At 50.4% G+C, this 26,261-nt stretch carries 29 protein-coding genes; 11 read left to right on the forward strand and 18 right to left on the reverse strand.

From position 1 onward, the window contains the following. Nucleotide 1 precedes the first annotated feature (1 nt). Nucleotides 2–196: a hypothetical protein gene (locus tag HALTITAN_RS25535; protein ID WP_161609172.1), complete on the forward strand. Its 195-nt coding sequence runs from the start codon at nt 2–4 to the stop codon at nt 194–196. Nucleotides 197–1,040: 844 nt separating this feature from the next. On the opposite strand, the gene HALTITAN_RS08145 is transcribed toward HALTITAN_RS25535, so the two are convergent. From HALTITAN_RS08145 to HALTITAN_RS08155, 3 genes are read right to left on the reverse strand one after another with little or no spacing between them, the layout of a single operon-like run. Further along, the gene (locus HALTITAN_RS08145; RefSeq protein ID WP_009286811.1) at nt 1,041–3,380 is read right to left on the reverse strand and encodes an AAA family ATPase; all 2,340 of its coding nucleotides are present in this window, start codon (nt 3,378–3,380) and stop codon (nt 1,041–1,043) included. Beyond that, nucleotides 3,355–4,020 (reverse strand): ABC-three component system middle component 1, encoded by a 666-nt coding sequence (locus HALTITAN_RS08150; RefSeq protein ID WP_009286812.1) that lies wholly within the window; start codon nt 4,018–4,020, stop codon nt 3,355–3,357. The genes HALTITAN_RS08145 and HALTITAN_RS08150 overlap by 26 nt, the downstream gene beginning before the upstream one ends. After that, complete coding sequence (locus tag HALTITAN_RS08155; RefSeq protein ID WP_039858769.1) at nt 4,017–5,243, reverse strand: ABC-three component system protein; 1,227 nt, start codon at nt 5,241–5,243, stop codon at nt 4,017–4,019. The genes HALTITAN_RS08150 and HALTITAN_RS08155 overlap by 4 nt, the downstream gene beginning before the upstream one ends. A 213-nt stretch (nt 5,244–5,456) precedes the next feature. Between HALTITAN_RS08155 and HALTITAN_RS26265 the strand changes: the two genes are divergently transcribed. Together HALTITAN_RS26265 and HALTITAN_RS08160 are read left to right on the forward strand one after the other, a co-directional pair. Next, nucleotides 5,457–5,711 carry a DUF4172 domain-containing protein gene (locus HALTITAN_RS26265; protein WP_338074265.1) on the forward strand — a complete coding sequence of 85 codons (255 nt, stop codon included), beginning with the start codon at nt 5,457–5,459 and terminating at the stop codon, nt 5,709–5,711. A 51-nt stretch (nt 5,712–5,762) separates the two neighbouring features. Then, nucleotides 5,763–6,584, forward strand: a complete 822-nt coding sequence (locus HALTITAN_RS08160) for a Fic family protein (protein WP_009286814.1) — start codon at nt 5,763–5,765, stop codon at nt 6,582–6,584. Nucleotides 6,585–6,633: 49 nt separating this feature from the next. Here the strand turns inward: HALTITAN_RS08160 and cml are convergent, their stop codons facing one another. The 5 genes from cml to HALTITAN_RS08185 all read right to left on the reverse strand — a co-directional run bounded on the left by cml (nt 6,634) and on the right by HALTITAN_RS08185 (nt 11,746). Next, nucleotides 6,634–7,812, reverse strand: coding sequence for a CmlA/FloR family chloramphenicol efflux MFS transporter (cml, locus tag HALTITAN_RS08165; RefSeq protein ID WP_169331551.1), 1,179 nt, complete (start codon nt 7,810–7,812; stop codon nt 6,634–6,636). 342 nt (nt 7,813–8,154) lie between these two features. Continuing rightward, nucleotides 8,155–8,946 (reverse strand): DMT family transporter, encoded by a 792-nt coding sequence (locus tag HALTITAN_RS08170; RefSeq protein WP_236614939.1) that lies wholly within the window; start codon nt 8,944–8,946, stop codon nt 8,155–8,157. 120 nt (nt 8,947–9,066) lie between these two features. Continuing rightward, complete coding sequence (locus HALTITAN_RS08175; protein ID WP_083868739.1) at nt 9,067–9,522, reverse strand: ParB N-terminal domain-containing protein; 456 nt, start codon at nt 9,520–9,522, stop codon at nt 9,067–9,069. Between the two features lie 235 nt (nt 9,523–9,757). Continuing rightward, a complete protein-coding gene (sbnB, locus tag HALTITAN_RS08180) occupies nt 9,758–10,756 on the reverse strand; it encodes a 2,3-diaminopropionate biosynthesis protein SbnB (RefSeq protein WP_009286817.1) in 999 nt (332 codons plus the stop codon). A 3-nt stretch (nt 10,757–10,759) separates the two neighbouring features. Then, nucleotides 10,760–11,746: a pyridoxal-phosphate dependent enzyme gene (locus tag HALTITAN_RS08185; protein WP_083868741.1), complete on the reverse strand. Its 987-nt coding sequence runs from the start codon at nt 11,744–11,746 to the stop codon at nt 10,760–10,762. Between the two features lie 283 nt (nt 11,747–12,029). Between HALTITAN_RS08185 and HALTITAN_RS08190 the strand changes: the two genes are divergently transcribed. Continuing rightward, the gene (locus HALTITAN_RS08190; protein ID WP_039858775.1) at nt 12,030–12,491 is read left to right on the forward strand and encodes an Lrp/AsnC family transcriptional regulator; all 462 of its coding nucleotides are present in this window, start codon (nt 12,030–12,032) and stop codon (nt 12,489–12,491) included. Between the two features lie 434 nt (nt 12,492–12,925). On the opposite strand, the gene rarD is transcribed toward HALTITAN_RS08190, so the two are convergent. The 3 genes from rarD to HALTITAN_RS25990 form a co-directional block, all read right to left on the reverse strand. Beyond that, nucleotides 12,926–13,849 (reverse strand): EamA family transporter RarD, encoded by a 924-nt coding sequence (gene rarD / locus HALTITAN_RS08195; RefSeq protein ID WP_009286819.1) that lies wholly within the window; start codon nt 13,847–13,849, stop codon nt 12,926–12,928. A gap of 322 nt (nt 13,850–14,171) precedes the next feature. Next, complete coding sequence (locus tag HALTITAN_RS25985; protein ID WP_236614940.1) at nt 14,172–14,591, reverse strand: EamA family transporter; 420 nt, start codon at nt 14,589–14,591, stop codon at nt 14,172–14,174. Next, on the reverse strand, nt 14,588–15,010 hold the full coding sequence (locus HALTITAN_RS25990) for an EamA family transporter (protein WP_236614941.1): 423 nt from the start codon (nt 15,008–15,010) through the stop codon (nt 14,588–14,590). The genes HALTITAN_RS25985 and HALTITAN_RS25990 overlap by 4 nt, the downstream gene beginning before the upstream one ends. Nucleotides 15,011–15,109: 99 nt before the next feature. On the opposite strand from HALTITAN_RS25990, the gene HALTITAN_RS08205 reads away from it, so the two are divergent. Next, nucleotides 15,110–16,012, forward strand: coding sequence for a LysR family transcriptional regulator (locus HALTITAN_RS08205; protein WP_152419248.1), 903 nt, complete (start codon nt 15,110–15,112; stop codon nt 16,010–16,012). Between the two features lie 3 nt (nt 16,013–16,015). On the opposite strand, the gene HALTITAN_RS08210 is transcribed toward HALTITAN_RS08205, so the two are convergent. Next, on the reverse strand, nt 16,016–16,315 hold the full coding sequence (locus HALTITAN_RS08210) for a type II toxin-antitoxin system RelE/ParE family toxin (protein WP_039858778.1): 300 nt from the start codon (nt 16,313–16,315) through the stop codon (nt 16,016–16,018). Next, nucleotides 16,315–16,563 (reverse strand): type II toxin-antitoxin system ParD family antitoxin, encoded by a 249-nt coding sequence (locus tag HALTITAN_RS08215; protein ID WP_039858779.1) that lies wholly within the window; start codon nt 16,561–16,563, stop codon nt 16,315–16,317. The genes HALTITAN_RS08210 and HALTITAN_RS08215 overlap by 1 nt, the downstream gene beginning before the upstream one ends. Nucleotides 16,564–16,843: 280 nt before the next feature. Here HALTITAN_RS08215 and HALTITAN_RS08220 point away from each other — a divergent pair, with 280 nt between their 5' ends. Continuing rightward, on the forward strand, nt 16,844–17,794 hold the full coding sequence (locus tag HALTITAN_RS08220) for a DUF808 domain-containing protein (protein ID WP_039858782.1): 951 nt from the start codon (nt 16,844–16,846) through the stop codon (nt 17,792–17,794). Nucleotides 17,795–17,884: 90 nt separating this feature from the next. Here HALTITAN_RS08220 and HALTITAN_RS08225 read toward each other — a convergent pair whose 3' ends face one another. Continuing rightward, nucleotides 17,885–19,057, reverse strand: a complete 1,173-nt coding sequence (locus HALTITAN_RS08225; RefSeq protein WP_039858784.1) for an MFS transporter — start codon at nt 19,055–19,057, stop codon at nt 17,885–17,887. Nucleotides 19,058–19,145: 88 nt separating this feature from the next. Here HALTITAN_RS08225 and HALTITAN_RS08230 point away from each other — a divergent pair, with 88 nt between their 5' ends. Next, nucleotides 19,146–19,646, forward strand: a complete 501-nt coding sequence (locus HALTITAN_RS08230) for an Lrp/AsnC family transcriptional regulator (protein ID WP_039858787.1) — start codon at nt 19,146–19,148, stop codon at nt 19,644–19,646. A 75-nt stretch (nt 19,647–19,721) separates the two neighbouring features. Here the strand turns inward: HALTITAN_RS08230 and HALTITAN_RS08235 are convergent, their stop codons facing one another. Further along, nucleotides 19,722–20,630 (reverse strand): AraC family transcriptional regulator, encoded by a 909-nt coding sequence (locus HALTITAN_RS08235; RefSeq protein WP_039858789.1) that lies wholly within the window; start codon nt 20,628–20,630, stop codon nt 19,722–19,724. A gap of 227 nt (nt 20,631–20,857) precedes the next feature. On the opposite strand from HALTITAN_RS08235, the gene HALTITAN_RS08240 reads away from it, so the two are divergent. Further along, on the forward strand, nt 20,858–21,253 hold the full coding sequence (locus HALTITAN_RS08240; RefSeq protein ID WP_039858790.1) for a VOC family protein: 396 nt from the start codon (nt 20,858–20,860) through the stop codon (nt 21,251–21,253). Between the two features lie 2 nt (nt 21,254–21,255). Further along, nucleotides 21,256–22,254, forward strand: coding sequence for a saccharopine dehydrogenase NADP-binding domain-containing protein (locus HALTITAN_RS08245; RefSeq protein ID WP_039858792.1), 999 nt, complete (start codon nt 21,256–21,258; stop codon nt 22,252–22,254). On the opposite strand, the gene HALTITAN_RS08250 is transcribed toward HALTITAN_RS08245, so the two are convergent. Beyond that, complete coding sequence (locus HALTITAN_RS08250) at nt 22,247–22,642, reverse strand: VOC family protein (protein WP_039858793.1); 396 nt, start codon at nt 22,640–22,642, stop codon at nt 22,247–22,249. The two genes, HALTITAN_RS08245 and HALTITAN_RS08250, sit on opposite strands and share 8 nt — an antisense overlap. After that, complete coding sequence (locus HALTITAN_RS08255) at nt 22,639–23,274, reverse strand: TetR/AcrR family transcriptional regulator (protein ID WP_051051942.1); 636 nt, start codon at nt 23,272–23,274, stop codon at nt 22,639–22,641. Before HALTITAN_RS08255 ends, HALTITAN_RS08250 begins: the two co-directional genes overlap by 4 nt. A gap of 83 nt (nt 23,275–23,357) precedes the next feature. Here HALTITAN_RS08255 and HALTITAN_RS08260 point away from each other — a divergent pair, with 83 nt between their 5' ends. Continuing rightward, nucleotides 23,358–24,104, forward strand: coding sequence for an SDR family NAD(P)-dependent oxidoreductase (locus HALTITAN_RS08260; protein WP_201764681.1), 747 nt, complete (start codon nt 23,358–23,360; stop codon nt 24,102–24,104). 193 nt (nt 24,105–24,297) lie between these two features. Here HALTITAN_RS08260 and HALTITAN_RS08265 read toward each other — a convergent pair whose 3' ends face one another. Further along, entirely contained in the window at nt 24,298–25,218 is a 921-nt protein-coding gene (locus HALTITAN_RS08265; protein WP_039858794.1) for a DMT family transporter, read from the reverse strand. 93 nt (nt 25,219–25,311) lie between these two features. Between HALTITAN_RS08265 and HALTITAN_RS08270 the strand changes: the two genes are divergently transcribed. Beyond that, entirely contained in the window at nt 25,312–26,247 is a 936-nt protein-coding gene (locus HALTITAN_RS08270; protein WP_009286822.1) for a LysR substrate-binding domain-containing protein, read from the forward strand. The last annotated feature ends 14 nt before the right edge of the window (nt 26,248–26,261 follow it).

Consider the following 26,261-nt stretch of genomic DNA (forward strand, 5'->3'; position numbering starts at 1 on the left):
TATGGGATGGGGACTGGGCTACTCCGGCCAGCGACAGCGCCGCTGCAGGCTCTGTTATCAAGCAGGCCCTCGATCTGTTCGCCAGCCAGACTCAGGCCCCACGTTTTTCTGCCGCGTAGTCGTGATGCCGTTAGTCCCGGCGGACGCGATTGCCGGCCATCACGAGATTCTGGCATCGACCAATCAGATCGAGTGACACACCTAGTTGCGGCATCATGGTGGCGCAGATGTCGGCGGTAGGACTCGAATGAGCGCTGAGTCCGGTTTCGATCACAGCAGTCGTTGACTCCTGAACGAATGACCGGCCGCAATCAGCCTGGTCCGGACATTCGGGCCCTGATGCGAGTTCCCGTCGTTGGTGAAATTGTGAGACTGGGCTCCATAAGGCGGTCGACGGTCCGTTACGATGCAGCTCATGCTCTCATGTGCTTCTTCTTGGCATGGTATTTTTAATGGCATTGGATAGCAGCTAATTTGCAACCTGTTGTTGCATAGGAATTATTTCGACTTATTTATGTCTGAGTGGGAGTGAGATCGCGTCCGGCATAGACCATTAGCGTTTGGTAAAAAATACTCTGGAAGCCCGCGTATATGCGGGCTTCTGGCATTTTGGGGCTGGCAAATTCTGGTAGCGTTCTGAATCCCAAGCACGGTGTTTGTGTGACATGTTACGGGGTATTAAATTCACCCTATGCCATGAGACGTCATCCCCTGATTGAGAACCACCTAATGAAGCCTTTTCACCCATTAGACCATCGGCCAGGCGGAGCGAATGAAATGCTCCATTAAGGAGGCAACGATCCGGGCGTTGCATGACACCTCGCTGGATAAGCTCCAAACCCACTTAAAGAATTATCTATGGATCTATAACAGTGCCTTGGTACTGAGGGCGCTCAAGAGCAAACCGCTGATTGGGTTTATACTTGAGCAATGGCAAAGAGAGCTCGAGAAATTTTGTAATGATTTGAGCCATTACGTCACGGAACCATACACCTAGTAAATAAATAGGAGCACGCTTCATAGGCCCCTGCCGTGGTAACTCAGCCTGCAGCTACCAGGGCTTCCTTCGCCAAACGTTGCATGTTGAGGGATTGAGTGCTGAGTCCAGCCTTAGTGAACCGGTATCGCATGTACGCGGATATATCGTCTTCGTGCGAGGAAACGATTAGCTGACGATGGCTGAACTCACAGCGCAGGAGGTCGGTCAGAGAGGCGATGTTTACCTCATCCAGAGACTGCGATGGGTCATCGATAAGGATCAGTGGTACGCTCGAGTAGACTTTATTCAGCGAAAGGAAGAAACCCAGGCTGAGTGCTGAAACCTGCCCGGAGCTCATCGACAGAATCGCGTCATACTCAGACTTCTCGGCTGTCAGGAATCTGAGTTCTTTACCGTCTTTGCTTTCAATGAACAGACCCAAGCCGCGCTGATAGTTCTGGATAAGCCGCCCGCTGTAGATGTGGAAAATTAGCTCAATCTCGGCAATGGTTTGTTCAGAGTAGTTGCGCTCCGTTTTCTCCAGGGTTGTCTTTAGCTTATTGACCTTATCTTTAGCAATTCTCGCTGCTTCTTTCTCACGCTTGATGTCCTGTATCTCATCAAAGCATTGCTTTAGCCTGCTGCTCTGTGCTTCGTTAGCTTTAGCCTCAATGTATAGCTCTTTGTCTTTCAGCGCTTGAGGTTCGACAATGTAGAAGTCTTGGAGCTCGTTGAAAGCTGCGGTGATAACCTTTCTCCAGTCTTCCGGCAGCGGCTCTGTTTCAGCTGCTTTCTGGCTTCTGATGGAGGCTGTCAGCTCCTGAGTCCGGGGGGCTACCTCCTCTTCATTTTCGGAGAAAGAATAGTCTAGCTGTACACCTAAAGCTTGAAGTCGGGCTGCAAGTTTGGTGATTGCTGGCAACCGAGATTTATCACGGAGTAAGGCGTTGTGTAGCGCGTTGTTGTACCCGACGGATAGCTGCGTATGTCGGGCCTGGATCTGGGCTTCAATCGTGGCCAGTTCAGCACTCATAATCCCCGTGAGATTGATCAGGTTCTGTCCATCAGCGCTTAGCGCATCGTTGATCTGCTTTGTTCTGAGCTCAATCTTTTGCAGCATATTGTCATGAGCTTGCCAGTCGGCGCCACACAGTGGGCAGTGCTTATCATCAGCATAGAGCTTGGCATGCTCAGCAAGCAGTGCCACTTTTAGAAGATTCAGCTCCGTAGCTGCGTTGGCATTCGAGTTACTCTTTTTCTGCAGCGCGTCACGGGTAACAATTTGCTCAAGGAACCAGTTCAAGCGTCCTTGGCCCCATCCAGGAAGGCTCTCGGCCTCATAGGCCTTAATGACTGTTGCGCCACGTTTGATGATCTCAATAGATTTAATCAGTTCGTTTAATTTATTTTTGGTGACGTCGAGATCCTCTAGCTTGTCCATATCGCTGCCAAAGCGTGCCAGGCTTTTCACAGAGTCTTTGTTAAGCTCAATGTATTTTTCAATCTCCTCGTTTTTATCCCTGATTTGTATCGCTCTCTTTAGTGTAACTAATCTTCCAAGTCGCTGGAGATTTTCAACATACTCAGCGTGGATTTCCACAGCGTAGGTAGGAAATGGTGACTCTTTGTCCCAGCCTGGGTGCAGTACAGCGGTTGAGATTTTTTTATATTCAATTGCTCCTGGATCAGCTTGAATCATCCCTTTAAGCGAATCAGCCTCAATTTCTAGCCTTAATAAATCGGCAGCACGCTTCGGATCATTTATGAATTTTGTCAGACGCATAGAGATAGCTCTGCACTTGTCAGTTTCTGCCTTCACATCGCGAATATTAAAGAGGTTGTTTAACGCCTCCTTACGTTTGTCCACCCTAGTGTGCAGGAGCTGATTTTGACCCTGTTCCAAATAATTTAAGTATGAGAAGTTTTCTTTGAAGTTTTTGCCGAAGAGCTCCTCAATGAAACTTTCGTCACGGAGATTTTCTGCTATGTAATCGTTTGACGAAAAAATGGGAAGCTCGAAGAGATTGAGGTGGTTGAATTGGTCTGCACGATTGTTGGCCTTCTCCTCAAAATCTGCTGCGGGAGTATGCCTTGCCAAAACAATTTTACGAGTTCCGTTGAAGAATTCAATTTTTATCGCTAGATCTTTCTTTCCTGAGCGCTTGTTCCAGAGTAGGTTATCCTTATAATTGGTTTTATTCCCCATCATGAGGGTGGTAAACAACTGACGAATTCGTTTTATACTGCCGGTCAATAGCAGTTCAATTGCGTCGAAAACGCTAGTTTTTCCGAAGCCATTTGGTCCATCTAATGTCAATAGCGATGAGTCGCTGAAATCTAGATGAATTTGTTTGAAAGCTTTAAAGCTTGAAATCTCAATTTTGGAGATTTGCCAGTTCATAGCTAATCAGTTCCTTGATTAAATTTTCGACATTGTTTTGGGCGTGTTTTTGTACCGTACTATAGGTATTGACAAGGTCAGCTTCGGCCACCGCCTCTTCAATCTGTAGGCGAAGCGGTACTAATTCAGCGTTTTTGATGTGGAGCTCCAAGAAAGGTAGCTTAATAAATATTTTTGCAGCTGCACTATACTTAGTAGCTGCCGTGGGTTCATTTTTGTAAATATTGAATTGCTCTTTATCTGAAATTAATTCATTTAGCTTGACGAAATCTAGCCCCTTAATAGCTTCGACTTCAGTGTCACTGTAGTAGAGCACGTATTTTTTGTAGAAGTGAGGGTCTTCTTCAATTTCGAAAATTTCCTCTTCGTGATTTTTAAATTCGGCCAATTTGTCGAGGTGATGAATACAAATTAAATCGCAATTTTTTCTAAATGCAGGATCAGTTATAAATACTTCAGGCGCTGATTGGTTGATTACAGCGTTAAGATCACCGGGCTTCATCAGTTCGTCTAACCGATGCAAAACTGCAAATCGGATTGCTGTACCATTCTCTCGCACAAAGAAGCTTGTTGTATCATTACCCTGCACTTTGGAAAATCTATGTGCTACTAGAGCCTGATGGATGAGGTCAATAATCATTTAAGCCGAGCCTCTGCGTCGTCTCGTGTTAAAATGCTGATGCATAAACTTTTCGTAATGTTACTGTCGATGCGTTCTTGAGCATCAATGGAGCTTCCATTAAAGCAATTTGTATATTTAGTATCTACTATGAAACTTTCGGTGGCCTTGGCAGCAATTAGATTGTTAAATTCAAATAGCAAATTTCCTAGATCATCGTTATTTTTTATTTCAGCGATAATCTCAGATTTGCAGTATTTTTTATCTGTTGGCTCTGGCAGATACAGCGCTGTTGGTGCGTAGAATTTATTATTGCTATCCAAGTAGTGCGGCAGTCGCTTTAAGATAGGCTCAACATTAATTGTGTGTACGAGATCTGAGTATCGCCGTATATCTGCATCCTGAATGCGTGAAAATTTTTCTGAGGGTTTCATCAGTTGGCAAAGTATCTTGAAATCACCGCCCTCTGAGAGTCTTATCAGCTCATATATGCGTCTCGCTCTTTCGTAGACCGCGTTCGACATACCTGGCAGTGATTCATCTAGTCTTTCTTCCAGATGACTGTGAAGACGCGCCTTCAGCTCTATCGCGTAATAGTCTTTTCGCTCGTACGGATTCGTGTCAGTTATGTCCGAAAGGATGCTTTCTGCAGTCACTCGACTTTCGTAAGCTGCTTTACGTTGAGTATCACCTTCATTTTGTATTCTTGCGTGGATAGCTAGCGCTTTTGAGCTGATTCTGTCTGATAGTAGACAATAATTTGCGTCTATCAGGCTGTCATCAAAAGCCACAGTTTGGCGGGCATAAATTTCTTTAATGACCTGCTTTGTCAACTCTTCAATTTTATCAAGTTCGCAATGATGAGATTCACCATATCGGTAGAATTCAACACACTCGTGATTGGAGCCCACGTAATCGCTATGGTCATTTATGGGTTGGGATATATGGAAATACCTTTTGATCCCTGCGACCCTATCTAGCTCCAGGCTAGCCGATTTTTCTAAAGCTTCCTTGTAGTTTCCACGGTAATCACCAATTTTTGCTTTTACCTGATGCGCACTAATCAGGTTGCCATCTTTGTAAATTGCGAAATCATCTGTGCTATCCAGTTGTAGCTCAAATTCACTATCGCCTTCATTAATTAGCTTGAGGCAGTGATAGAGCGCCACTTTGCCTTGGTAGACAAATCCGCTCCAAGTGGAAATGGCGCTATGAGGGTACTTGCTTGCTTCCTCGTCGCTCACGTTGACTCCTTTCACCACACGGTCATTGTAGTGGTCAAGTAAAACTGGCCACATGTTTATAGTTATTCCAGTAATTTTCCTCTGCCTGTCTTGGACTCATACTACCCTTATGCCGTTATCGCGCACCAGAAGCAACTTCCTAATTAATCTATGAACTGAATATAAACCATAATCGGCTCATAATGTGATCTGAATAGGCGGAGCAATCGGCTCATGTATATCTGGGAGAAGCGACATTGGCCGCATTTTGAGTGGGACGAATCCGTTCTTCGGCCTACGCTGGATGCCGTGCGGTTACTGCAGGGGAGGGTGTTGGGTAAAACTGAGGCGGCCTACGGTCAGGCTGATCTGGACGTGGAGATGGATGCACTGATTCAGAATGCACTTCGTACCAGCGAAATCGAAGGTGAGCGCCTGGACGTTGGCTCCGTGAGGTCTTCCGTTGCTTGCCAGTTGGGTTTAGAGTAGGCCGGTGTCTCCGCCAGAACAACACCAGAATCCGAGGCGCTGGTCGAGTTATTGCTGCAATCCACGCATCAATTTGATGAGCCACTTTCCCGCGAACAGTTGTGCCTCTGGCAATCCATGCTTTTTGTGCAAGGCCCTGGCGTGCTTGGCAATGTACGTGTAGGCGAGCTGCGTGGTGATCACCCCATGCAAGTGGTTTCGGGGCGGCTTGATCGGCCTAACGTGCATTTTGAAGCACCGCCCCGTGGGCAGTTGAAGGCTGAGCTGGATGCCTTTATTACTTGGTTCAACCAGCCGCCTCAGGGGCTTGATGGGCTGGTTCGCGCTGGTATCACCCATCTATGGTTGATTACCTTGCACCCCTTTGATGATGGCAATGGGCGCGTTACCCGCGCGGTGACAGATCGCGCGCTGGCGCAAGCAGAGCGGCAATCCGTCCGCTTCTATTCCTTGAGCGCGGCCATTATGGCGCGCCGCCACGCTTACTACGATCACCTTGAAAGCGCTCAGAAAGGCAGCCTCGATATTACGCCGTGGTTGTTGTGGTTTCTGGACACGCTGAAAGAGGCGCTTGAGCAGGCGCTGTTAAGAATCGACCGTGTGTTAATGAAAGCCACCTTCTGGCAGCGGCATGCCACCACCGTGCTGAACGAACGGCAAATCAAGGTGCTGAACCGCTTATTGGATACAGCAGGAGAGGAATTTGCGCAGGGCATCAATGCGCGTAAGTACCAATCGTTGGCCAAAGTGAGTAAAGCCACCGCAACGCGGGATTTGTCAGAGCTGCTGGAAAAAGGCTGCCTTTCCAAGCTACCCGGTGGTGGGCGCAGTACGCGCTATACGGTATTGCTTGGGCGGACATTGGACTTGTAGTGGCAATCTTTGCCACTATAAGGCTTGATCGCCACTGAAAAAGAACGAACTACCTCTGTCGTTTATAACGCGTTAAGCCTGTAAGCGCAGCCAACGTAATCGCTGCCATGCCGCCTGTATAGGCGATAAGTGGCGAGGCCGTGCCACCATTCAGAACTATCACTGTGCCCGTGCCTATAACGCCGACGATCAAGCTTTGAACGCAGAAGTGCAGGGCAACGGCAGTGCCTGCCAGCTCGCTGAATTCCTGAAGTGCACCATTGGCTGTAACGGAGGTTGTTAACACAATACCGACCGCAACCAGCCACATGGGTAACACGAAAGACCAGAAGCTGGGTGTTAGGAATATTTCGCCCAACCCAAGCAAGATCGCGCTGAAAAGTAGTATCAGCATGCCGCGAATCACGCAGCCGTTAATCTCCCAGCGAGCCACGAAACACTTTGCGAAGCGCGTTGTGGCAATCATCACAACAGCTACCGTGGCAAAGGCAACGCTAAAACCTAGCTCGGATAAGCCAGCTCCCGCGATGAGTACCCGAGGCGCAGTAGAGAAAAACACAAAGAAAGATCCCATTGCTGTGCCGAAAGCCAGCGTATAAACCCAGAAGTAAGGGCTCCTAATCACTAAACCAAAATCGGCACTGCTTGAGTGTTCTCTACTTTGTCGTGTCTCATGCCATTTCGGTAATACGAAGGGGAGTGCTATGAGAGCTGAGATACACAGGGCAAGAAATATGGCTCCCCAGCCGAGATAACTCGCAATCAAGGCTCCGGCAATCGGCCCAAGGGCTGGAACGAAAGCCAACATCGCGTTCATTAGGCTATAGATGACCGCGCTCTCGGGAGTATTCGCATAAACGTCGCGCACTGTTGCGAAGACTGCTACCAACATCGCGGCTGCCCCGGTTGCTTGCACCAGTCGTAGCAAAACGAAAAGCCAGGCTGAAGTGGTCATCGCGAGTGCCAAGGAAGTTGAAGCGAATACTAATACCCCGCCAATCAGTATCGGGCGCCGACCAAAACGGTCTGAAAGCGGCCCAAAGAAAATCTGACCTACGCCAAGCATAATCATGTAGAGGGTAAGCGTTAGCTGCACTACTTCGGGCGTTGTGCCGAGAATCGCTGGCATAGCGGGCACAACAGGCAGATAAATGTCCATGCCGAGAGACGCGAGAATATTGAAGGGGGCCAGCAGAACTAGCGCTACCGGCAGGCTGTAAGTCCACAGCCGAGTGTTTTTAGTAGGCACGATAAAATCTCCGCGCAAATAAGATTATTTGGCGGCGGCCTACATTTGAGGAAGTGGTTTAAGCAGGCAGCCGCATCAACGGGAAAGTAATGTTGCTGCGGCTTATTGGTCTGACTTTTTTGAACCCATGAGTTAGCGCTTCAGTAATTGGCCTAATGGCTTTAATAGCTTATCAGGCAGAGGGGCGCGTGCAAGCCCTTAGCAATGGTTAGGGAGCATAGCCACGGAGGCAGGTTCATGGTGTAAACCACAATATTTCGTCAGCAAACAGCTAGTAACCATTACCCGCCATAATCAACATCATCGCCACAATTGAAAGCGCTATCCCACTATACTGGTGCCGCTAACCCTTTCCCTGCGCACCATCGAGCCAAATACGACTGGTATCAGTGGGTACATCGATACAATCACGATGCTGATAATAGCTAGCTGGCCTTCCCGCGATAACGCATACAGCGTTAGCCCTAATGCACTGATGCCGCCCGCTGCTATTGCAAAGAGTGGAAAGCGCTTTCGTATTGGGTGTGCGTGTTGATAAAAGGGCAGGCAACATATGGCGCCGCTGAACATGCAGAGTGCGATGCCATAAAAAGCGCTTGGCTCGGGAGCTTGGCCAAGGAAGTGAAGCTGCAAGGCAAACCCTAAGCCTGCGCCTACACCCAATAGCAGGCCCGCTCTGGTGCTGCTATTCATCCGCATTTTGTTCGGCTTACCCCCGCTCGCGGTTAACCAGATGGCGGGGAGGGCGATCACCACTCCTAGCCATACCCTCGCACTGGGTCGCTCGCCAAGGAAAATTAACGAGAGCCCGAGGGCGATGGTGACCATCGCGACAGCGCTAACAGGCACCACGATGGCGAAGGGCGCCCGGGATAATCCCTGGTAAAGCAGCCACGCCCCAAGGGCGTAGCCGATGCCCGCCAGCGTGCCCCATATCCACACGTGCGGCTCCCAGGTAGAAAAGAGCAGTGCGCCTGCAAAACTGACAAGCGCGCTGCCCAGGTGAGTGTAAAACGCAATATTGAGCGGCGGGTAAAAACGAGCGAGTACGCCATTGATAAAGTGTGTACTGCCGAGCAGCACCATGGCGCTTAGCGCAAGGGCGCTAGACATGCAGGCTCCTGATCTTGATGATAAGGGAAGAGCCAGCATAGAAGCCGCTAACATGCGGCTAGGAACTCGATTAGGCCATGGTCGCCACGAGGATTTGTGATGATCAGAGGTGCGGATTTCTCAATAGATTAAGTCTCTTAAAGCCACTTTTAGACTCGGTAATGGAACTGTAAGATCGTGCTTTGTGCTTTTTAATGGGAGTGGCACTCCTAATAAAGCTGCAGAAATGATCTCTTCAGGGCTGAAAAATTTTCCAGGCTCCCACCCACTAAGAAGAACTCTTGGGTCACCATAGCTCAGCTTTACTACTGGTACTTTTTTCAGGTTCAACTTTAAAGCGACAGCAGTACGGTGGTGGCCATCCATGATAGCCAATGAATTTTGCTCAACCAAAATAGGGGTCGTCCAAAATCCCTTTTTCTTCACTTTTTCTATCAGTTCTCCTACTCGTGCCGGGTCGTGACGTTCTGTTGGCAAAAGAGCACTAGGCGGTTCGTATTCAACCGAGTATCCCAAGTGAAACATATTCTGTTCACCAGTAATTGTCTGCGTTAGTTTGAAAGAATCGTCGTGCATCTTAATAACCCTCAGTTGTGAGCTTTTTCTAACCTATTGTTTTATCTTGGATTCATAATTATCGTCTTTCCTTATAAAAATAAGATTATATTTTTAGATATAGCGCCGCGTCCCTTTTATAAAGGGCCTTATTATGGCCCTCAGAAATGCAAGGAAATATCTCAATAAGCGCTCTTCCGGCAATGTTCGGCTAGCGTTTTCTTTGATCCACACTGACTAAGCGAGTTAATGAAGATCACAAACGTTTCATGTCTGGCAAGAAACCTTCAATATCTACAGTAGAAGCATCATCATATTTGTATTTATATATATGATAAGCTAAAGCCAAGTCTAGAACGCCCAAGCCAAAGGGTGAGATAACAATTGGCTTGCTGGTGTCGTCTTCGAAGCTACCGTCTAATACATCAGCTATTACAGCATTTATGAAATCTCTATTACCTAACTTTTGCTCAGTGAGATGGCAAGAAGTCTGCGCTTTCAAGCAATGGTCGATATCATCTACCACATTGAGCGAGTTTTCTATAATTATCGGGTGGAGATCTCTTAGTGAGATATTGAGAATTATCTGTCGTTTGATGTCTATATCGCCTACATTAATATATGGTTCAACAGAAGTTGTCGTCAATATAATTAAGTCAGATTCAAAGGCTTCTTTAAGAGTGGAAGAAATTCTGCATTTTTCAAATTGATCATTTTTCTCTACAAAGCGTTCGGCATATTTTTCGTTAAGGTCATAAACCATTAATTCTTTTATATCGAAACCAAGCGATACTAGATAATGTATTGTTTTTTGACCCAGTACTCCACAACCTACTAGGGTCACTGTGTTAATCTCTCTTCCCCGTTCACTCAATGCTCCAACAGTGATTGCGCCAGATGCAGCCGTCCGATGTGCGCTTATTTGAGAAGCTTCAAGTAAAGCTAATGGATAGCCTGTTCGATAATCATTCAGGATCATGGTGGCGGAGGCACGTTGAAGATTTTTTTCGATGTTACCAGGATAGCTGGCAATCCATTTAATGCCTGCAATCTGAATATTTGGATCGTTGATAGAAGCTGGGAGTGCTATAATTCTATCCTTATCATTATCTGGAAATTTCAAGAAGTAACTATCTGGATTGTTTGTAAAACCATTTTTATGCATCAGATATGTTTCTTCAACTATCTTCAGTACAGATTCAGTCTCTTGGTCAAGATAATTGGAAATTTCAATGCCTCTGATTACCTTAAACATTATTTAAAGCTCCACTTGGTAAGTTTTGGGTTCATTGCTACTAAGATTAATGTTACGCCATTCACTACCGAATTTTTCGTCGCACCACTCGTCGTTGTACATTGTGTCTATATACTTACTTCCTAAATCCGGCGATATGGCTACCAACACTTCTTCTGTCGCGTTAATGTCCTCATACATGCCAGCGAGCACAGTACAAGTAGAGGCACCGAGTAAGAGTCCGTATTTTCTTGCAATGTATCTAGAGACAGCAACAGTCTGACTTTCTTTAATACTGATCAGGCGATTGAAGCTTTCTTTTTTGAAAAAAATTGGTGGCACACTAGAACCAAGACCAGGAAGATATCTTGGACTGGCGTTCCCTCCAAAAGTGACTGATCCAACAGAATCGACTGCTATTAAATCTATTTTAGGAAAATATTTTTTAAAGTAATTTGATACGCCCATAGCAGTACCAGTGGTTCCTGCGCCGATGTAAATCTTACGCACGTCCGAGCAATTAATATTTATTTGATGAGCTGTTTCAGAAAAGTGTATGGCAGGGTTTGCCTCACACTCATATTGGTTTATCCATATGAGTGTATTGTCATGTGAAAGTCGTTCCCTAATGAATTTTTTTCTGGTTCCGAGGTAACCACCAGATTCATCCTTAGTATTCACGACCACTACATTTGCACCCATTGCTTTCATAATGGCAATGTTGGTAGCATTGGTGTTAGGGTCAACTATACAGATGAACTCGTAACCGCGGCTAGCCGCTATCATACTCAGCGCCACGCCAAGATTTCCTGAGCTTGACTCTATAAACCTCTTGTTTTTCTTGAGATCAAGATGCTCTTCTGCGTGATTCACAAGTGCTTTAGCAGTGCGAAGCTTAATAGATTCAGCAAAATTCATGCCTTCTAATTTCAACGTTACATCAAACCGCCCAAAGCAATTCCTTAAAATTATAAAATCATTTGCTCTAACCGAATCTTCAACTGCTTCCATTATATTTCTCATTTAGAACGCCTCTTAGTGATTTTTTTCGGAAGACAAGTTTTCTCATGACGCTTGAGAAGGCACTATGATTTTTGAGGCTTTGGCCTTATATAAAAACCTACGTTGCGCTCACGTCGAGCCTAAAAGGGCATCAGTTCCGAGCTTGCCTTCACCTGTGTCGCTTTTGCAGTTACATCATGGCAAAATAATTTGATTAGAAATTGCTTTTATACACCCGAACGATATAGAATTTTGCGTATTCAAGTTCTTTTTCGATAAGAGGCTTCGCTTTATGGATCCTAAAGATGCGGCACTACTAAACCTGCTACAGAATGATGCAAGCTTAACTCTCGAACGCCTGGCGGACGCAGTATCACTTTCAGTGCCTGCAGTTCAGCGTCGCATCAAACGTTTGCGTAACAGTGGAGTAATAAAAGGAAACGTTATCATTGTAGATCCGGTTGCCGTGGATATGAGCATGACCTTTGTGATAATTGTCGAACTCGAAAGGGACAGATCTGAACATATAGAGTCATTTCGGCGTAAAGCTATAAAAGAGCCATTGGTTCAACAGTGCTACTACGTTACAGGGGAAGGTGATTTTGTAATTATTAGCATCGCAAAGAATATGGAAGATTTTGAAGCCATGACACACAGGCTTTTGTTCGAGGATAGTAATGTGCGTGGCTTTAAAACCTCTATTTCCATGGGAAAATCTTACAAAACGCTTTACGTTCCAATAGAAGCATCTTAACTGTATATTTTAGAAACGAACTGAGAGTTAAAAACTGTTTAGAGAATAATGCGATTTACTTAAGGCCCACTGATTTTTGTAAGCGCATGTTTTTTAGTTGTGCACTTAAAATACTTGAATCTGACCTTCTCGTCATTCAAATAGAAAAACGAAGGTTGAATACATAGTGTCAGACGTCTGTCATAATACATTTTGAGCGCCGTTTAATAGATTTAGACAACATAACCAGAGTGAGGTGTTTGTTCGCGCCAAGGCCTGCGTTTGCTCGAAATTACGTTTAATTGCATCCACCTCTAGGCGTGCGCTCAAAGTCGTGTCACTGGCGTGCTCCAGTCATTCATCAATCAAACCGGGTTAGAGAATAACTAATACCCGGCTACATCACTGTTAGTTAATTAAAAATTTAGCTTACTTCTATCAATAATTGGAATAGATTATTTTTGATATCTAGATGTGCGTAGTTTTTCTTTTCTGAACTTACGTTTGACACAGAGGCTATTGATGCCCTCTACGATAAGAAGAAATACGGAAAACCATATTGCTAAGTAGGTAGGCCATTCAGATGCTTTGATTTCCTCCCCAAGTATTAAGGCTACTAATAAAAGTAAAGCTGGCTCTACATATACTAAAAGGCCAAAAAGCGTCAGGTTAAGGTGAGGGCCTGATAAAGCTTGAAATGTTAGGGCAGAGGCACTCAACACCCCAAGTCCTATGACTAACCATAGAGTATCTATATTAACCCATATATCTGATGTTATTTCTCCGCCAGCAAAAATAAAGATTACGCTTATTGGCAAGCTCAAAACCATATCTACCCACAAGCTTCCAATATTATTCGTGTCTGTTTTTCTTCTTAGCCAGAAATACACAGGGTATCCCAACCCAACAGCCAAGGTCGGCCAGGCAAGACTTTCAGAAAACCCTATTTGATAAAGTATACCAAGAAATGCGAAAAAACATGCTACCTTCTGATATCCCGTCATTCTATCTTGAAAAGCTATTTTACCTATCAGAACCATTGTTAACGGCATAATAAAATAACCAAGGGATACTGATAGACCATGACCATTTCCAGGGGCCCAAACGAATAGCCAGAGTTGGAAGCTTAGCATTGCTGCTGAAAAAAGCCTCGTCACTATAAATATTATGCTCTTAGTAAGCCTATGATATATATTAACAACTTGACTCCAGTATCCTCTTGTTATGATAAATAATGTCAAGCAAGGGAATGTTAAAAGCATACGCCACCCAAAAATTTCTTCCCCATCAAGATTGGTAAGAAGGGAAGTATAGGCAAACATAGCTGCAAATAAGAAAGATGCTATCACATTCAATGTGACCCCAATCGTAGTGTTCATTTTTAACCTGCGTTTATTTTAAATAAATTAGCTTGCTTGGGTTTATTTTCCTATGATTCACTATCAAAAATGATTTTTTATTAATCCCTTTTACGCAAAAAATTTTCGTTTTAGGTGCTTAATGCGACCTTTTCATGGATTAGCCACGTTGGCTCAATGAGATCTTCCACATTATGCTGTCGCTACGAATCAAATTTGAGGCGCTGCTAGGGTAGCCAGAGTCAAAGACCTTGCCCCATCTACGTTTTCCGAAGAGAGTCTTATAAGCCTTAACGCGACTGGAAAACATGGAAGGCCAATCAAGACGCTCGTCATCAGGTTTCTAACCATTACCCGCCACTATCAACACCGCCGCAAGAAGCGATAGCGCTATCCCCACAGCAGATGCGCCGCTCACCCTTTCCCTGCGCACCAGCGAGCCAAACACGACGGGAATCAGTGGGTACATCGACACAATCACGATGCTGATAATGGCAAGCTGGCTTTCCCGTGACATCGCATACAGCGTTAGCCCCTGTGCACTGATACCGCCCGCTACGGTTGCCAGCAGTGGAAAACGCTTTCGTGCTGGGTGTGCGTGTTGATAAAAGGGCAAACAGCATACGGTGCCGCTGAGCATGCAGAGTGCGATGCCATAAAAAGCGCTTGGCTCGGGCACTTGGCCAAGAAAGTGGAGCTGCAAGGCAAACCCTAAGCCTGCACCTAAACCCAATAGCAGGCCCGTTCTAGTAGTGCCACTCATCTGCGCTTTGTTCGGTTTACCCCGCCCGCTGTTAACCAGATGGCGGGCAGGGCGATCATCGCGCCAAGCAATATCCGCGCATTGGGTCGCTCTCCAAGGAAAGCCAGTGAGAGCCCGAGGGCGATGGTCACCATCGCGACAGCGCTAACAGGCACTACGATAGCGAAGGGCGCCCGGGATAATCCCTGGTAAAGCAGCCATGCCCCAAAGGCGGAGCCGATGCCCGCCAGCGCGCTCCATATCCACACAGTTGGCTCCCAGGTGGAAAAGAGCAATGCTCCGGCAAAACCGACAAGCGCGCCGCCCAGGTGGGTATAAAACGCAATGTTGAGCGGCGGGTAGAAACGGGCGAGCAAACCATTGATAAAGTGCGTACTGCCGAGCAGCACCATTGCGCTTAGTGCAAGGGCGATAGACATGCGGGCTCCTGGTCACGATGATAAGGGAAGGGCCAGCATAGAAGTCGCTAACATGCGACTAGAAACTCGATTAGGTCATGGTCGCCATGAGGAGTTGTGATGATCAGAGGGGCGAATATCTCCATTGCCCAACTTCGCGCGCTGATTGCCGTGGCGGAAGCGCAGTCTTATACCCGTGCTGCGGAGCGCCTTGGCGTTAGCCAGTCGGGGGTGAGTCATTCCATGCAGGCACTGGAGAAGCTGGCGTGTGGCCCGCTGATCATAAAAAGCCCAGAAGGGCTAGTACCCACCGTGCTAGGGGAGTTAGTGCTTACTAGCGCCAGGAAGGTAATAGGTGAACTTCAGGTATTAAGCCAGCAAGTGGGGCAGTTTCATAACGAGGTGGATGAAGCGCTAAAAATAGGCGTTATTCCTAGCGCGTTATCTGGCTGGTTGGCGCCCCAGCTTGCGAGCTTTACGAGCCGCTACCCAGAAGCCATTAGCCTTGTACTGGAAGGTATGGAAGAAGAGATAAAGGAGTGGGTGGAAAGCGGTGTTATCAACATGGGTGTCACAACAGATGTCACGCAGCTTAATCTCACCTACTGGCGTGAGCACTTCGATTGGCAGCTATTAAAGAAGGATGAGATTGTGGCCGTGCTGCCCGAAAATCACCAGCTCAGCAAACAAGAAAGTGTGACTGTGGCGGAACTAGCGGAACACCCCCTTATAATGTCATCAGGCGGCTGTGAAGCGCTTATCCAGCAGATATTTGCCCACTCGTTGGAGGAAGTCGATACCTTCCAGGTGGATTTCTGGGTACGCGACACCCGTACGCTATTGCAGATGGTCGCTGGTGATGTCGGTGTTAGCTTGGTTCCTACCTTGGCGTTAAGCAATAAGCCAACGGCTAACGTAGTGACGCGGCCGCTATCACCAAGGCGCGATCGGAACCTGATTGCCTTTTGGCCTAAACGACAGCCGCTTAATCCCGTGGGTAAGCAGTTCTTGAGGGAGTGTTGATGATCAATCAGGCAAAAAATAAGAGACGATATCCATCTCTTTATGAGGAATGCCAATAATCTCAATGCACCCTTGGCCAATCAGGTAAAAGATAACGTGCTGGCCCTGGGGGTAGCTGTAATAACCCTCGCTGATATCCGAGCGATGTTTTCCTAACAGGGGATTTTCTGCGAGCCAGTGAAACCGTTTTTCAAAATCCTTTAGATAGGTATTCCGTTGGTTCTTGCCCCACTGCCACTCCGTATAGCGACCGATATCTTTTAAATCGTCTCTCGCTCTCGGTGTGATACGGAACCTGGGCATTACGTTTCGTTATCCAAGTCGTTGATTAATGCATCCATCGAGAAATTGTCCACGAATTCACCGGCGCTAGCCTGCTTGGCACCTTGGGCTAGATGCGTACGTAGCGCTTCAAGCTTGCTTTTGTGCTCCTCCATGGCGCGTAGCGCATCACGTACAACCTCACTTGCGGAGCCGTAGCGGCCACTGGCGACTTCGTTTCTGATGAAGACTTCCCAGTGCTCCCCAAGGCTAAGACTGGTCGTTGCCATGATGTGCTTCCTATATTCAAAAGTAACAAATATGAATATAGGTATGGCTGGCAAGAAAGACAAGAGGGCAGTCCAAGTAATAATCCTTTCTGTGTAGTCATAATTCTCTATCTAAGTCATTGATTAAGGTATCCATCGAGAAATCGTCTACGAAATCCTCGGTTCACATTTGTTCAGCCCCTTGAGCGAGGTGTTTAAGCAGTTTCTCAAATCCATTTGCAGGTAACTCAGCAGCTATGTGCTTTACTATCTGCAACTGTTATTCACGGAGGAAACATCCATGGCCATAGGCGGCTTGATAGGATTACTGGATGACATTGCCGCATTGGCGAAGTTGACCGCAGCATCATTGGACGATGTGAGTGCCGCCGCTGGGCGTGCGACGGCGAAGGCGGCCGGGGTGGTGGTGGATGATACGGCGGTGACGCCGCAATATTTACAGGGAGTGGCAGCGGAGCGTGAACTGTCGCTTGTGAAGCAGATCGCGCTAGGGTCGATCCGCAACAAGCTGATTTTTATCCTGCCGGTGGCGCTGCTGCTGAATCACTTTTTACCCGCGCTATTGCCGATCATCCTGATGGTGGGTGGCACCTATCTGGCCTTTGAGGGCGCTGAGAAGGTGTGGCACAAGTTTTCCGGTAAGCATGACGACGACAAACCAGCGGTAGAAAAGGGGCCGGAAGCCGAGAAAAAGATCGTGAGTGGTGCCATTCGAACCGACCTGATTCTGTCTGCTGAAATCATGGTGATTGCGCTGGCCACGGTCTCCCATCAAGGATTCTGGTCACAGCTGGCGAGCCTGGTGGTGGTCGCGTTTGTCATCACTATTCTGGTGTATGGCGTGGTGGCACTGTTGGTCAAAATGGATGATATCGGCCTGAAGCTCGCCCAGCGGGATAGTTCGAGCATGCAGACACTGGGCCGTGGTCTGGTGACGGCCATGCCCAAGGTGCTAGCGACCATTTCGGTCGTGGGAACCGTCGCCATGCTCTGGGTGGGTGGGCATATCCTGATGGTCAATCTGGGTGCCGATGGCACGGATTGGTTCAACGCGCCCTATGAGTGGGTACACCATATTGAGCAAGGCATTAGCGAGGCAACCGGTGCCTTGGGCGGTTTGCTGGGCTGGAGCTTCAATACGCTGTGCTCTGCGGTAATTGGCTTTTTGGTGGGCTCGGTTGTGGTGGGTGTGATGCACCTACTTCCCGGTAAGAAGGCGCATGCCGAGTAGGTGCGCGCCGCGAAGTAAGTATCAGGCATCTAAATGCCCGCCATCAAGGCGGGCATTTTTGTGAGATAGGGGAGGGTATTTCCCGTGACCTTACTTTGCGAGCGCCGCTGAATACTGCTGACCGGCGCTCGCCCAGGCAATAACGGCCAAGCCTAAAGCGATCAACGAAAGGATGGCACCCGCCCAGTTTGGAGAGGCCAAACCGAACCCGGCGGCAATCGTCGCGCCACCCACCCATGCCCCGATGGCATTACCCAGGTTGAACATACCGATGTTCACCGACGCTGCCATGGTGGGCGCTCCTGCTTGGCTGGCACGATCCATCACCAGTTTCTGGATCGGGGAGACGGTGGCGAAGCCAAAGGCGGCCATGAGGAAGACAGAGGCCGAGGCCACAACGCTGTTCCCAACGCCCAGCCAGAAGACGAAAAGTACCGCCGCCTGCGCGGCAAGGGTCACAAACAGCGTTCCGAAAAGTGAGCGGTCAGCAAAGCGACCACCTACCCAGTTACCAACCGCCAGACCCAACCCGAACAGAACCATCAGTTTTGCCACACCGGTATCGGAAAACCCTGCCTCTTCTACCATCATCGGGGCGATATAGGTGATGGAAGTAAAGAAAGCGGCAGGGCCGAAGACAGTGATGCCCATGGCGAGCAGAACCTGTGGGTCTACGAAGGCACGTAGTTCACTCTTCAAGGCGATGGCCTTGCCCGCTTTGATCTGGGGCACTAGCAGCGCGATGCTGATGACGGTGATAAGACCGATCCCGGCGATCAACCAGAACACTAGCCGCCAGCTGTAGACTTGCGCGAGCCAGGTGCCAGCAGGGACACCGAACAGGTTTGCCATCGTCAGCCCGGAGAACATGAAGGCTATGGCACTTGCTTGACGGTCTTTCGCTACCAGAGAGGCGGCGATGATGGAGCCAATACCGAAGAAAGTACCGTGGTTGAACGCCGTTAAAATACGGCCCGCCAGGGCGATAGGGAGCGTCGGTGCCACTGCCGTGATCACGTTGCCTAGCGTGAAGATGAGGGCGAGGCAGATTAGCATCGTTTTACGTGGCACCTTGGCGCCTAGAATCGTCAGGATGGGCGCGCCCACGAACACGCCTAACGCGTAGGTGGTGGCCATTAAACCTGACGTGGGTATATCGACGCCGAAATCCCTGGCGATTTGGGGAAGGATGCCAGCGACAACGAATTCAGTCAGTCCGATACCGAATGCGCCAATCGCCAACGCGAAAAGTGCTAATGGCATAATAGTGTCTCCGTATATGATATTTTCAATCGAATGTAGTTCGGTTATATTTATTTTATTGAAAATAATATTCGGAGGTAAAACGATAATGGTGCCGTCAGATAAAGAAACAGATGCTATTCGGCAGATAAAGCATCATCCGGCTGAACTTGATTCAATTGACCGAAAAATATTAGGCGCTCTCGCCGAAGATGCGTCGCGTAGCTACGCTGAACTCAGCAAAATCGTGCATCTATCCGCCCCCGCTGTTCATGACCGCGTAAAAAGGCTAAAGCGCGATGGGGTCATCAAGGGCACCGTCGCCATACTTGACGGCTGCAAGCTTGGCAGAACGCTGCTGACCTTCCTGCTGATTGATACCAGTAGCTACAGCGCCACGCGCAAACTACTGGCCTTTGCCGATAGAGCCGAAGTAGAAGAGCTGCACACCGTGGCAGGCGATGGCTGTGTGCTCATTAAAGTACGTGCGGCGAATACTGAATCTCTCGAAGACTTCCTGATGGAGATTCAGAGCCTTGAAGGCGTCAGGTCTGTCCGCAGCTACATTGCGCTTTCAACCTTCCTGGAAAGAGGCCCATCGCCAGATTAAGCAATTCTGGAAACAGCATCATGGAAGTTTTCGCAGAGTAAGGAGAAGAGCTCGTCCTTTCTTTACTTTGTACTGCTATTGGTCGGGTTTTGCCTGAAAGCCTCGCTTCATGTTGGCAACAATCCGTGCAGCATCTTTCGCCGGGGGCTGGCCGAAAGCGCGAGCGTATTCCCTTCCAAACTGCGTGGAGCTTTCGTATCCCACTGCGTGAGCTGCCTCCGTGACACTGTAACCGGTGGAAATCAGTAGTGTCCGCGCTTTAAGTAGCCGAACCTGCTTCTGATACTGCAAGGGGCTGAGCGCCGTCACGGCTTTGAAATGGCGGTGGAACGCAGAGATGCTCATGGCTGCTTCCTTGGCCAGTGCCTCCATCCGTAAGGGTCGTGCATAGTCGTTACGAAGTCGCTGAATGACCTGGTGCACCCGTGCCAGGGCGGTGTCTGGTGTGGCGATGTCGCGCAGCATCCAGCCCATTGGCCCCTGAAGCACGCGGTAAAGAATCTCGCGCTCGTAGGCGGGTGCAAGCGCCGCAATGTCGGCTGGCTGCTCCATCAGGCGCAACATGCGCACCCAGGCATCGAGCAGTTCCGGCGTCACTGCTGCTACGGAAAACCCCGTTGCATGCCCGGCGCTGCTGCCAGCATTAGGCAGTTCCGAGAGCAGGCCAGCCAATAGGGTGGCGTCCAGCGTCAGGCTTACCGCAAGGTAGGGTTCTCCCGAGTTGCTACTACGTACAACCCCCGCTGCAGGCAGATCAACTGACATCACAAAATAGGTCGCGGGGTCGTAGTGCAGGGTGCGCCCGCCCACGGTCATGGATTTGCTGCCCTGCAGGATCAGGTTGACCATGGGGTCGTACACGGCGGCAAGCTCGTGTTCTGGAATTGCGCCTTGCACCATCGCCACCCGGGGAATACCGGTTTCGGTACGTCGGTTATGCGCATGGGCAGCCAGGCGGCGTAGTTCGTTGAGTTGTTCTTCCATGACGCTATTGAATGCCAGAGCGGGAGCAGAGGCAAGCGAAAAGCAGGAATAGGCAGGTTTGCGGTAGGAACAGGCGGGGCGTTAGGTGAGCAGGTGCCTATGATGGGGAGACTAAATCTCATTGGAGCGTCACATGAATACTATCGTCATTACCGGAGGTAGCCGGGGTATCGGCGCAAGCACGGCACTGCGCTTGCCGGTGGCTACGCCATCTAAAGGAGTGTCTCATGCTTGATCATGTTTTCCTCACCGTGGGTGATACCGAGCGTTCCATTGCTTTTTACGAGCGAGTGCTACCCCTTTTGGGAATTACCAATCGCCACGATTGTGACGGCCATGATGGCCCGCCTGGCCACCCTGATCTGAAGGGGTTCGGTGCCAAGGGGCGTGTTTTTTTCTGGCTAAGGCAGGGAGAGGCGGTGCCCGGTGCGGTGCATGTGGGCTTCGTGGCAGCGTCCGAAGAGGAGGTCAATGCCGCCTATGCCGAAGCTATGACGGCGGGCGCCACCGAGATCCATCCACCTGGGCCTCAGCTCCACTATGACCCCCGCTATTATGCCGCGCAGGTGAGGGATCTTGACGGCTATAGCCTAGAATTTGTCTACAAAAGCTGGCAGCACTGACCATGAAAACATTGATGATCTATGGCGCCGCCGGTTACACCGGTGGCATGGCGGCGGAGCACGCTGCATCCGCAGGTATTCACCTGGTTGTCGCAGGGCGTGCGAAGGATCGTGAGTCGCTGGACATATTGGCAGGGCGTTTAGGCGCTGATATTCGGCTCTTTTCGCTCGATGACCCAGAGGCAATCGCAAGGGGGCTTGAAGGCATCTCTGTTCTGCTCAACGCCGCCGGGCCTTTTATGAACACGGCCAAGCCGCTGATGTCGGCTGCCATTCGTGCTGGCGTGCACTACCTCGATTTCTCGGCGGAACTTGATACCTACAGTCAAGCGTTGGCGCTCGATGGGCAGGCGCGTGCTGCGGGTGTCATGCTGCTGCCGGGAAGCGGTGGTAGCGTCGCGATGCTGGGAAGCTTGGCGGGGCATGCCGTGGCGCGGGTCCCCCATCCCCGCACGATCAGTATCGCCTTGCAGGTGGCGGGGGGAATGTCGAGAGGGTCGGTGACCAGCGCGAGTCAGAGCATCACGGCGCAGACGCTTCATCTGGTCGGCGGCGAACTCGTTGCACGCAGCCCAGAGGAGGTGCGCGATTTCGATTTTGGCGAGGGCCCGCTATCGTCATTCCCTGTCACGCTGCCCGACCTCGTGACACTCCACCAGGCGACAGGCGTGCGTGATATCGAAACCTTCGTACATGTGGCGGCGGGTGCGTTCCCCGATGGAGACGCCAACGAACTCCCAGCGGGCCCCAGTTCCGATGAGCGGGCGGCGAACCGCTACCATGCGGTTGTCGAAGTGACCGATATGGACGGTTCGGTGGCGCGCTCGGTGCTGGATACGGTGAACGGTTACACCTTCACGGCCATGGCGGCGGCAGAGGCAGCCCGGCGAGTACTTGCCGGTGAGGTGAGGCCCGGCTTCCAAACCCCTGCGGGCCTGTTCGGCCACGGCTTTGCCGAGTGCATCGCCGATACGCGAATCACTGATATTCCCATCAGTTGACCTGCTGACAGACCACTTCCACGTTGACGCCATCGGGATCCAGGACATAGGCGGCGTAGTAGTTGTCGTGATAGTGGGTGCGAATGCCCGGTGCGCCGTTATCCTGCCCACCCGCTGCTAGCGCGGCGCGATAAAACTCATCGACAATGGATCGTTTTGCTGCGGCGAAGGCGATATGAACGCCTTCGCCCGGCTGCTCGTTGTCGTGTATCCATAGCCGTGGGTAGCCCTCCATCCCAAAGCCATGCCGTGTGCCGCCGCTGCGCGTGCGGTCTGGCCCTACGGTGATAATTCGGCTGAAGCCCAGCGGGGCTAGCGCCTGTTCGTAGAAGCATCGCGATATTTCCGCATCGCGTACGGCGAACTCGACATGGTCAAGAATACTCATGCGCCTTTGCTCTCATCGGGTGTATGAAGAAAGGTTGCGAAGGCCTGGCCAGCCAGTTCGGCCACGGCAAGCAGGCGAGCCCTTGAGCGGCCAGCGCGCGCGCCTGCTGAAAGACCTTGCAGTGTCGTCACGACGTAATCGGCAAGTTTTCGTGCCTGGTGCGGCTGACTTCTCTTGATGTAGCCCTCGATAAAGTCTGCCGCTGCGTCGCCATAGGCGTTGGCCAGTTGCCGGGCTTGAGGATCATCGGCGCGCATGCCTTCAGCCACCATGCAACCACGCTTGGCTTTTGACTTGGTGTAGAGCCGCACGGCTTGTCGCAGTAAATCATCGATTGCTTCTGACAAGGGCCGGTCGGGAGTCAGGATCTTGTCTGCCGGCAGGTTGGCTTCTGCCACGTAGATCGCCAGGCAGCGTTCGTACAGGCCCGCCTTGTTGCCATAGGCGGCGTAGAGGCTAGGCGGATTGATGCCCAGTGCACGGGTGAGCTCGGCAACCCCTGCCGCGTCGTAGCCGCGTTCGTGAAATAGATCCTTGGCAACGACAACGCCCGCCTCTCTGTCGAAGGGACGCCGAGGTGAGCGTTCTGCCACACGTTCGCCAGCGTCTGGTTTGGATGGTTTGCTTTTCATGTTGACGATACCGATTGACTCTTTTTTTGTAGTGATCACTATAGCATTGCTTTAGTGATCACTACAAAATGAAAGGTGGTGCTGTGAAACAGAACATGAACCGTAACGTTGCTGTCGTGACCGGCGGTAGCAGTGGTATCGGGTTTGCCATCGCCAAGCGCTTGATCGATGACGGAGCCGATGTCGTGATAACGGGGAGGCGGCAAGCGGTATTGGATGAGGCTGTGCACAGGCTGGGCAGCAGCGCTATAGGGATAGTGGCCGATGTCGCCAGTGCTGCGAGCTTGGCGTCTTTCTATGAGTCCGTGAAAAACCGCTTCGGGCGTATCGATATCCTGGTGGCCAATGCCGGCGGCGGCAGCCACGCACCGCTTGGGCAGATCACCGAGGAGCAGATCGACCAGCAGCTCTCGACCAACGTTAAAGGCGTGGTGCTGACCGTTCAGGGGGCGCTGGGCTTGATGGGCTCTGGTGCTAGCATCGTGATCGTTGGTTCCTCGTCCTCAATAGACCCAGGGCCGACCATGAGCATCTATGGTGGCACCAAGGCGGCCGTGCGCAACATGGTTCGCAGTTGGGTGGCGGAACTGAAGGAAACGGGTATTCGCATCAATATCCTGAGCCCTGGGCCCACCAACACGGCTTCATTGCGCGAGGCATTCGGCGAGCACGCCGAGGAAGGCATGGCGTTCCTGACAGCCAAAAGTCCGCTAGGGCGCATCGGTGAACCGGAGGAGATTGCCTCCGTTGCTGCCTTCCTGGCCAGCGATGCCGCCAGCTATGTTAACGGGGTGGAATTGTTTGCTGATGGTGGTGCTTCGCAGACATAGTGAGGAACCGGCACCGTTGGATAGAGCTATACAGTTCCTTGCTATTCTTATCTGCCATTGGCTGACCTATGAGCCGAATATAAACCATAATCGGCTCAAGATATGATCTGAATAACTGAGGTGGTAAAGGAATTTGGTGATGCTGGTTAAGCAACTACCGAAGGCTTTTCGGTAGTTCATCAAGAAATAGGCGTCAGCCCCGCCGTTGCCGTAACACCATCACCCCCGCCATTAAGATCATGCCCATACCCAGCCAAGTCATGGTATCGGGCACTTCGCTGAATAGCAGGTAGCCCCAAAGGCTGGCAAAGATAAGGTAGGCGTAATCAAAGGTGCCGATCAACGCCGAAGGGGCTATTTGATAGGCCCTTGCCACCCCGGTATTCACAATGATCAACAGTAGCGCGTAGGCGCCCACGATCAATAACGCTTTGGCGTCTAGCGGTTGCCAGCCGGCGAACAGGAATGGCGCGTGTTCAGCGAGCGATGCTGTGCTGTTGATTGCCACCAGCAAGCTGAAGAGACTGCCTGCTGCCAGGAAGGCTAGATTTAATCCCAGGGTGAGAAGTAGGGGGTGTTCTCTTTGGCAGTGGTGGCGAGTGACCAGCATGGCTAGCGCATAAAAGAGGGCGGCAAGCACGGGTAGCAGTGTGGCAGGTGTGAAGGTTTCGCCACCAGGGCGCAACACCACCACCACGCCCAGGAAACCGCAGAGGATGCCCAGCCAGGCCTGGCGTGAAAGATGCTCTCCCGCCCCAAAAGCAGCCAGCACGGCAATAAACAGCGGCGTGGTGTAAATGGCGACCGCTGCCACCGAAAGCGGAATCAGCGGCAGTGCTGAGTAGTAGGCTATCCACATCAGCAACAGAAGCAGGCTTCTTATCGCCACCCAGCGGTGTGATTTTACCTTGGGCCGGGGGCCTGAATGGCCAATGATCAATCCAAAGAGTATCGGAAGCGATAGTGTTGAGGCGATGACATAGAGTTGCCATAGCGACATACTGGCACTTAGATACTTAACTAGGGCGTCGGTCAACGCCAGCAGAAACACAGCCCCCACGATAAGGCTTATGCCCTGTAGGATATTATCTTGTGGTTCAGCGGTGGCCTTCATTGCAGCATTCCAGATATGAATTCCGCTCTAGAATGCCGCTGCCTCTAGCAGTGCTTCAAACGACTTCTGCGTCACAATGCATGAGCTCAGATTATGGATAACTTCATCAAGTCTCTTCCACCACTGGCGACGCTGCGACCCTTTGAGGCTGCCGCCAGGCTTGAAAGCTTTTCGCGCGCGGCCGATGAGCTCCACCTGACCCAGGCGGCTATCAGCCGACAGATTCGTGCGCTGGAGGAAGACCTTGGCGTGATGCTTTTCGAGCGCCGTAATCGCAGTGTGTTTCTTACCCGCGAAGGGCGCGAGTTTGGTCGTACGGTCTCACAGGCGTTGGAAAGTATTGCTACGGGGGCCCAGGCGCTGCGCGGCGACCCGGATGATAAGCGCGTCGTGTTGTTCTGCCAGTTATGCGAAGCGTTCTATTGGCTGATGCCACAGTTGGCTGACTTTAATCGTCGCTATCCTGAAATTGAGATACAGCTGGCGACCTCGACAAGGCCGATTACCGAATTTAGTGGCAACTTCGACATCGCGCTGCAAACCAACGGTAGGCCTAGTGGGAGCCATCGATTGGTGTTTACCGCCGAGGACGAGATATTTCCTGTCTGCAGCCCAGCTTATTTGAAAGGGACCACTACGCCGTTGAGCATCAACGCTTTGCTGAACCAGCGGCTACTGCACCACCACGCTGACCCGGCGGATTGGCTGGAGTGGGATGACTGGTTTCGTGCCATGGGGCACTTTGAACTCTCATCAGCGGAGAGTGCTGTTTTCGATAGTTATCCACTGCTACTGCAAGCGGCTATCGCGGGGCACGGTATCGCCTTGGGTTGGCGGCGCACAACGCAACGCTTAATTGAAAATGGCGAACTGATCCGCCCGGTGGCAGAGAGCTTGCCCCAGCACGATGCCATCGCCTTATACACACGCCAGGGCGCACCTCAACGCGTAGGCAGCGAAGCGTTATTGGGTTGGCTGCGTGAGGTGTTGGGTGATGAGGTTTGTACGAACTCACAAAGCGCGTATTGAAGGTAAGCGCTGAT

The sequence above is a fragment of the Vreelandella titanicae BH1 genome (assembly GCF_000336575.1).
In the GTDB taxonomy this organism is placed as follows: Bacteria; Pseudomonadota; Gammaproteobacteria; order Pseudomonadales; family Halomonadaceae; genus Vreelandella; species Vreelandella titanicae.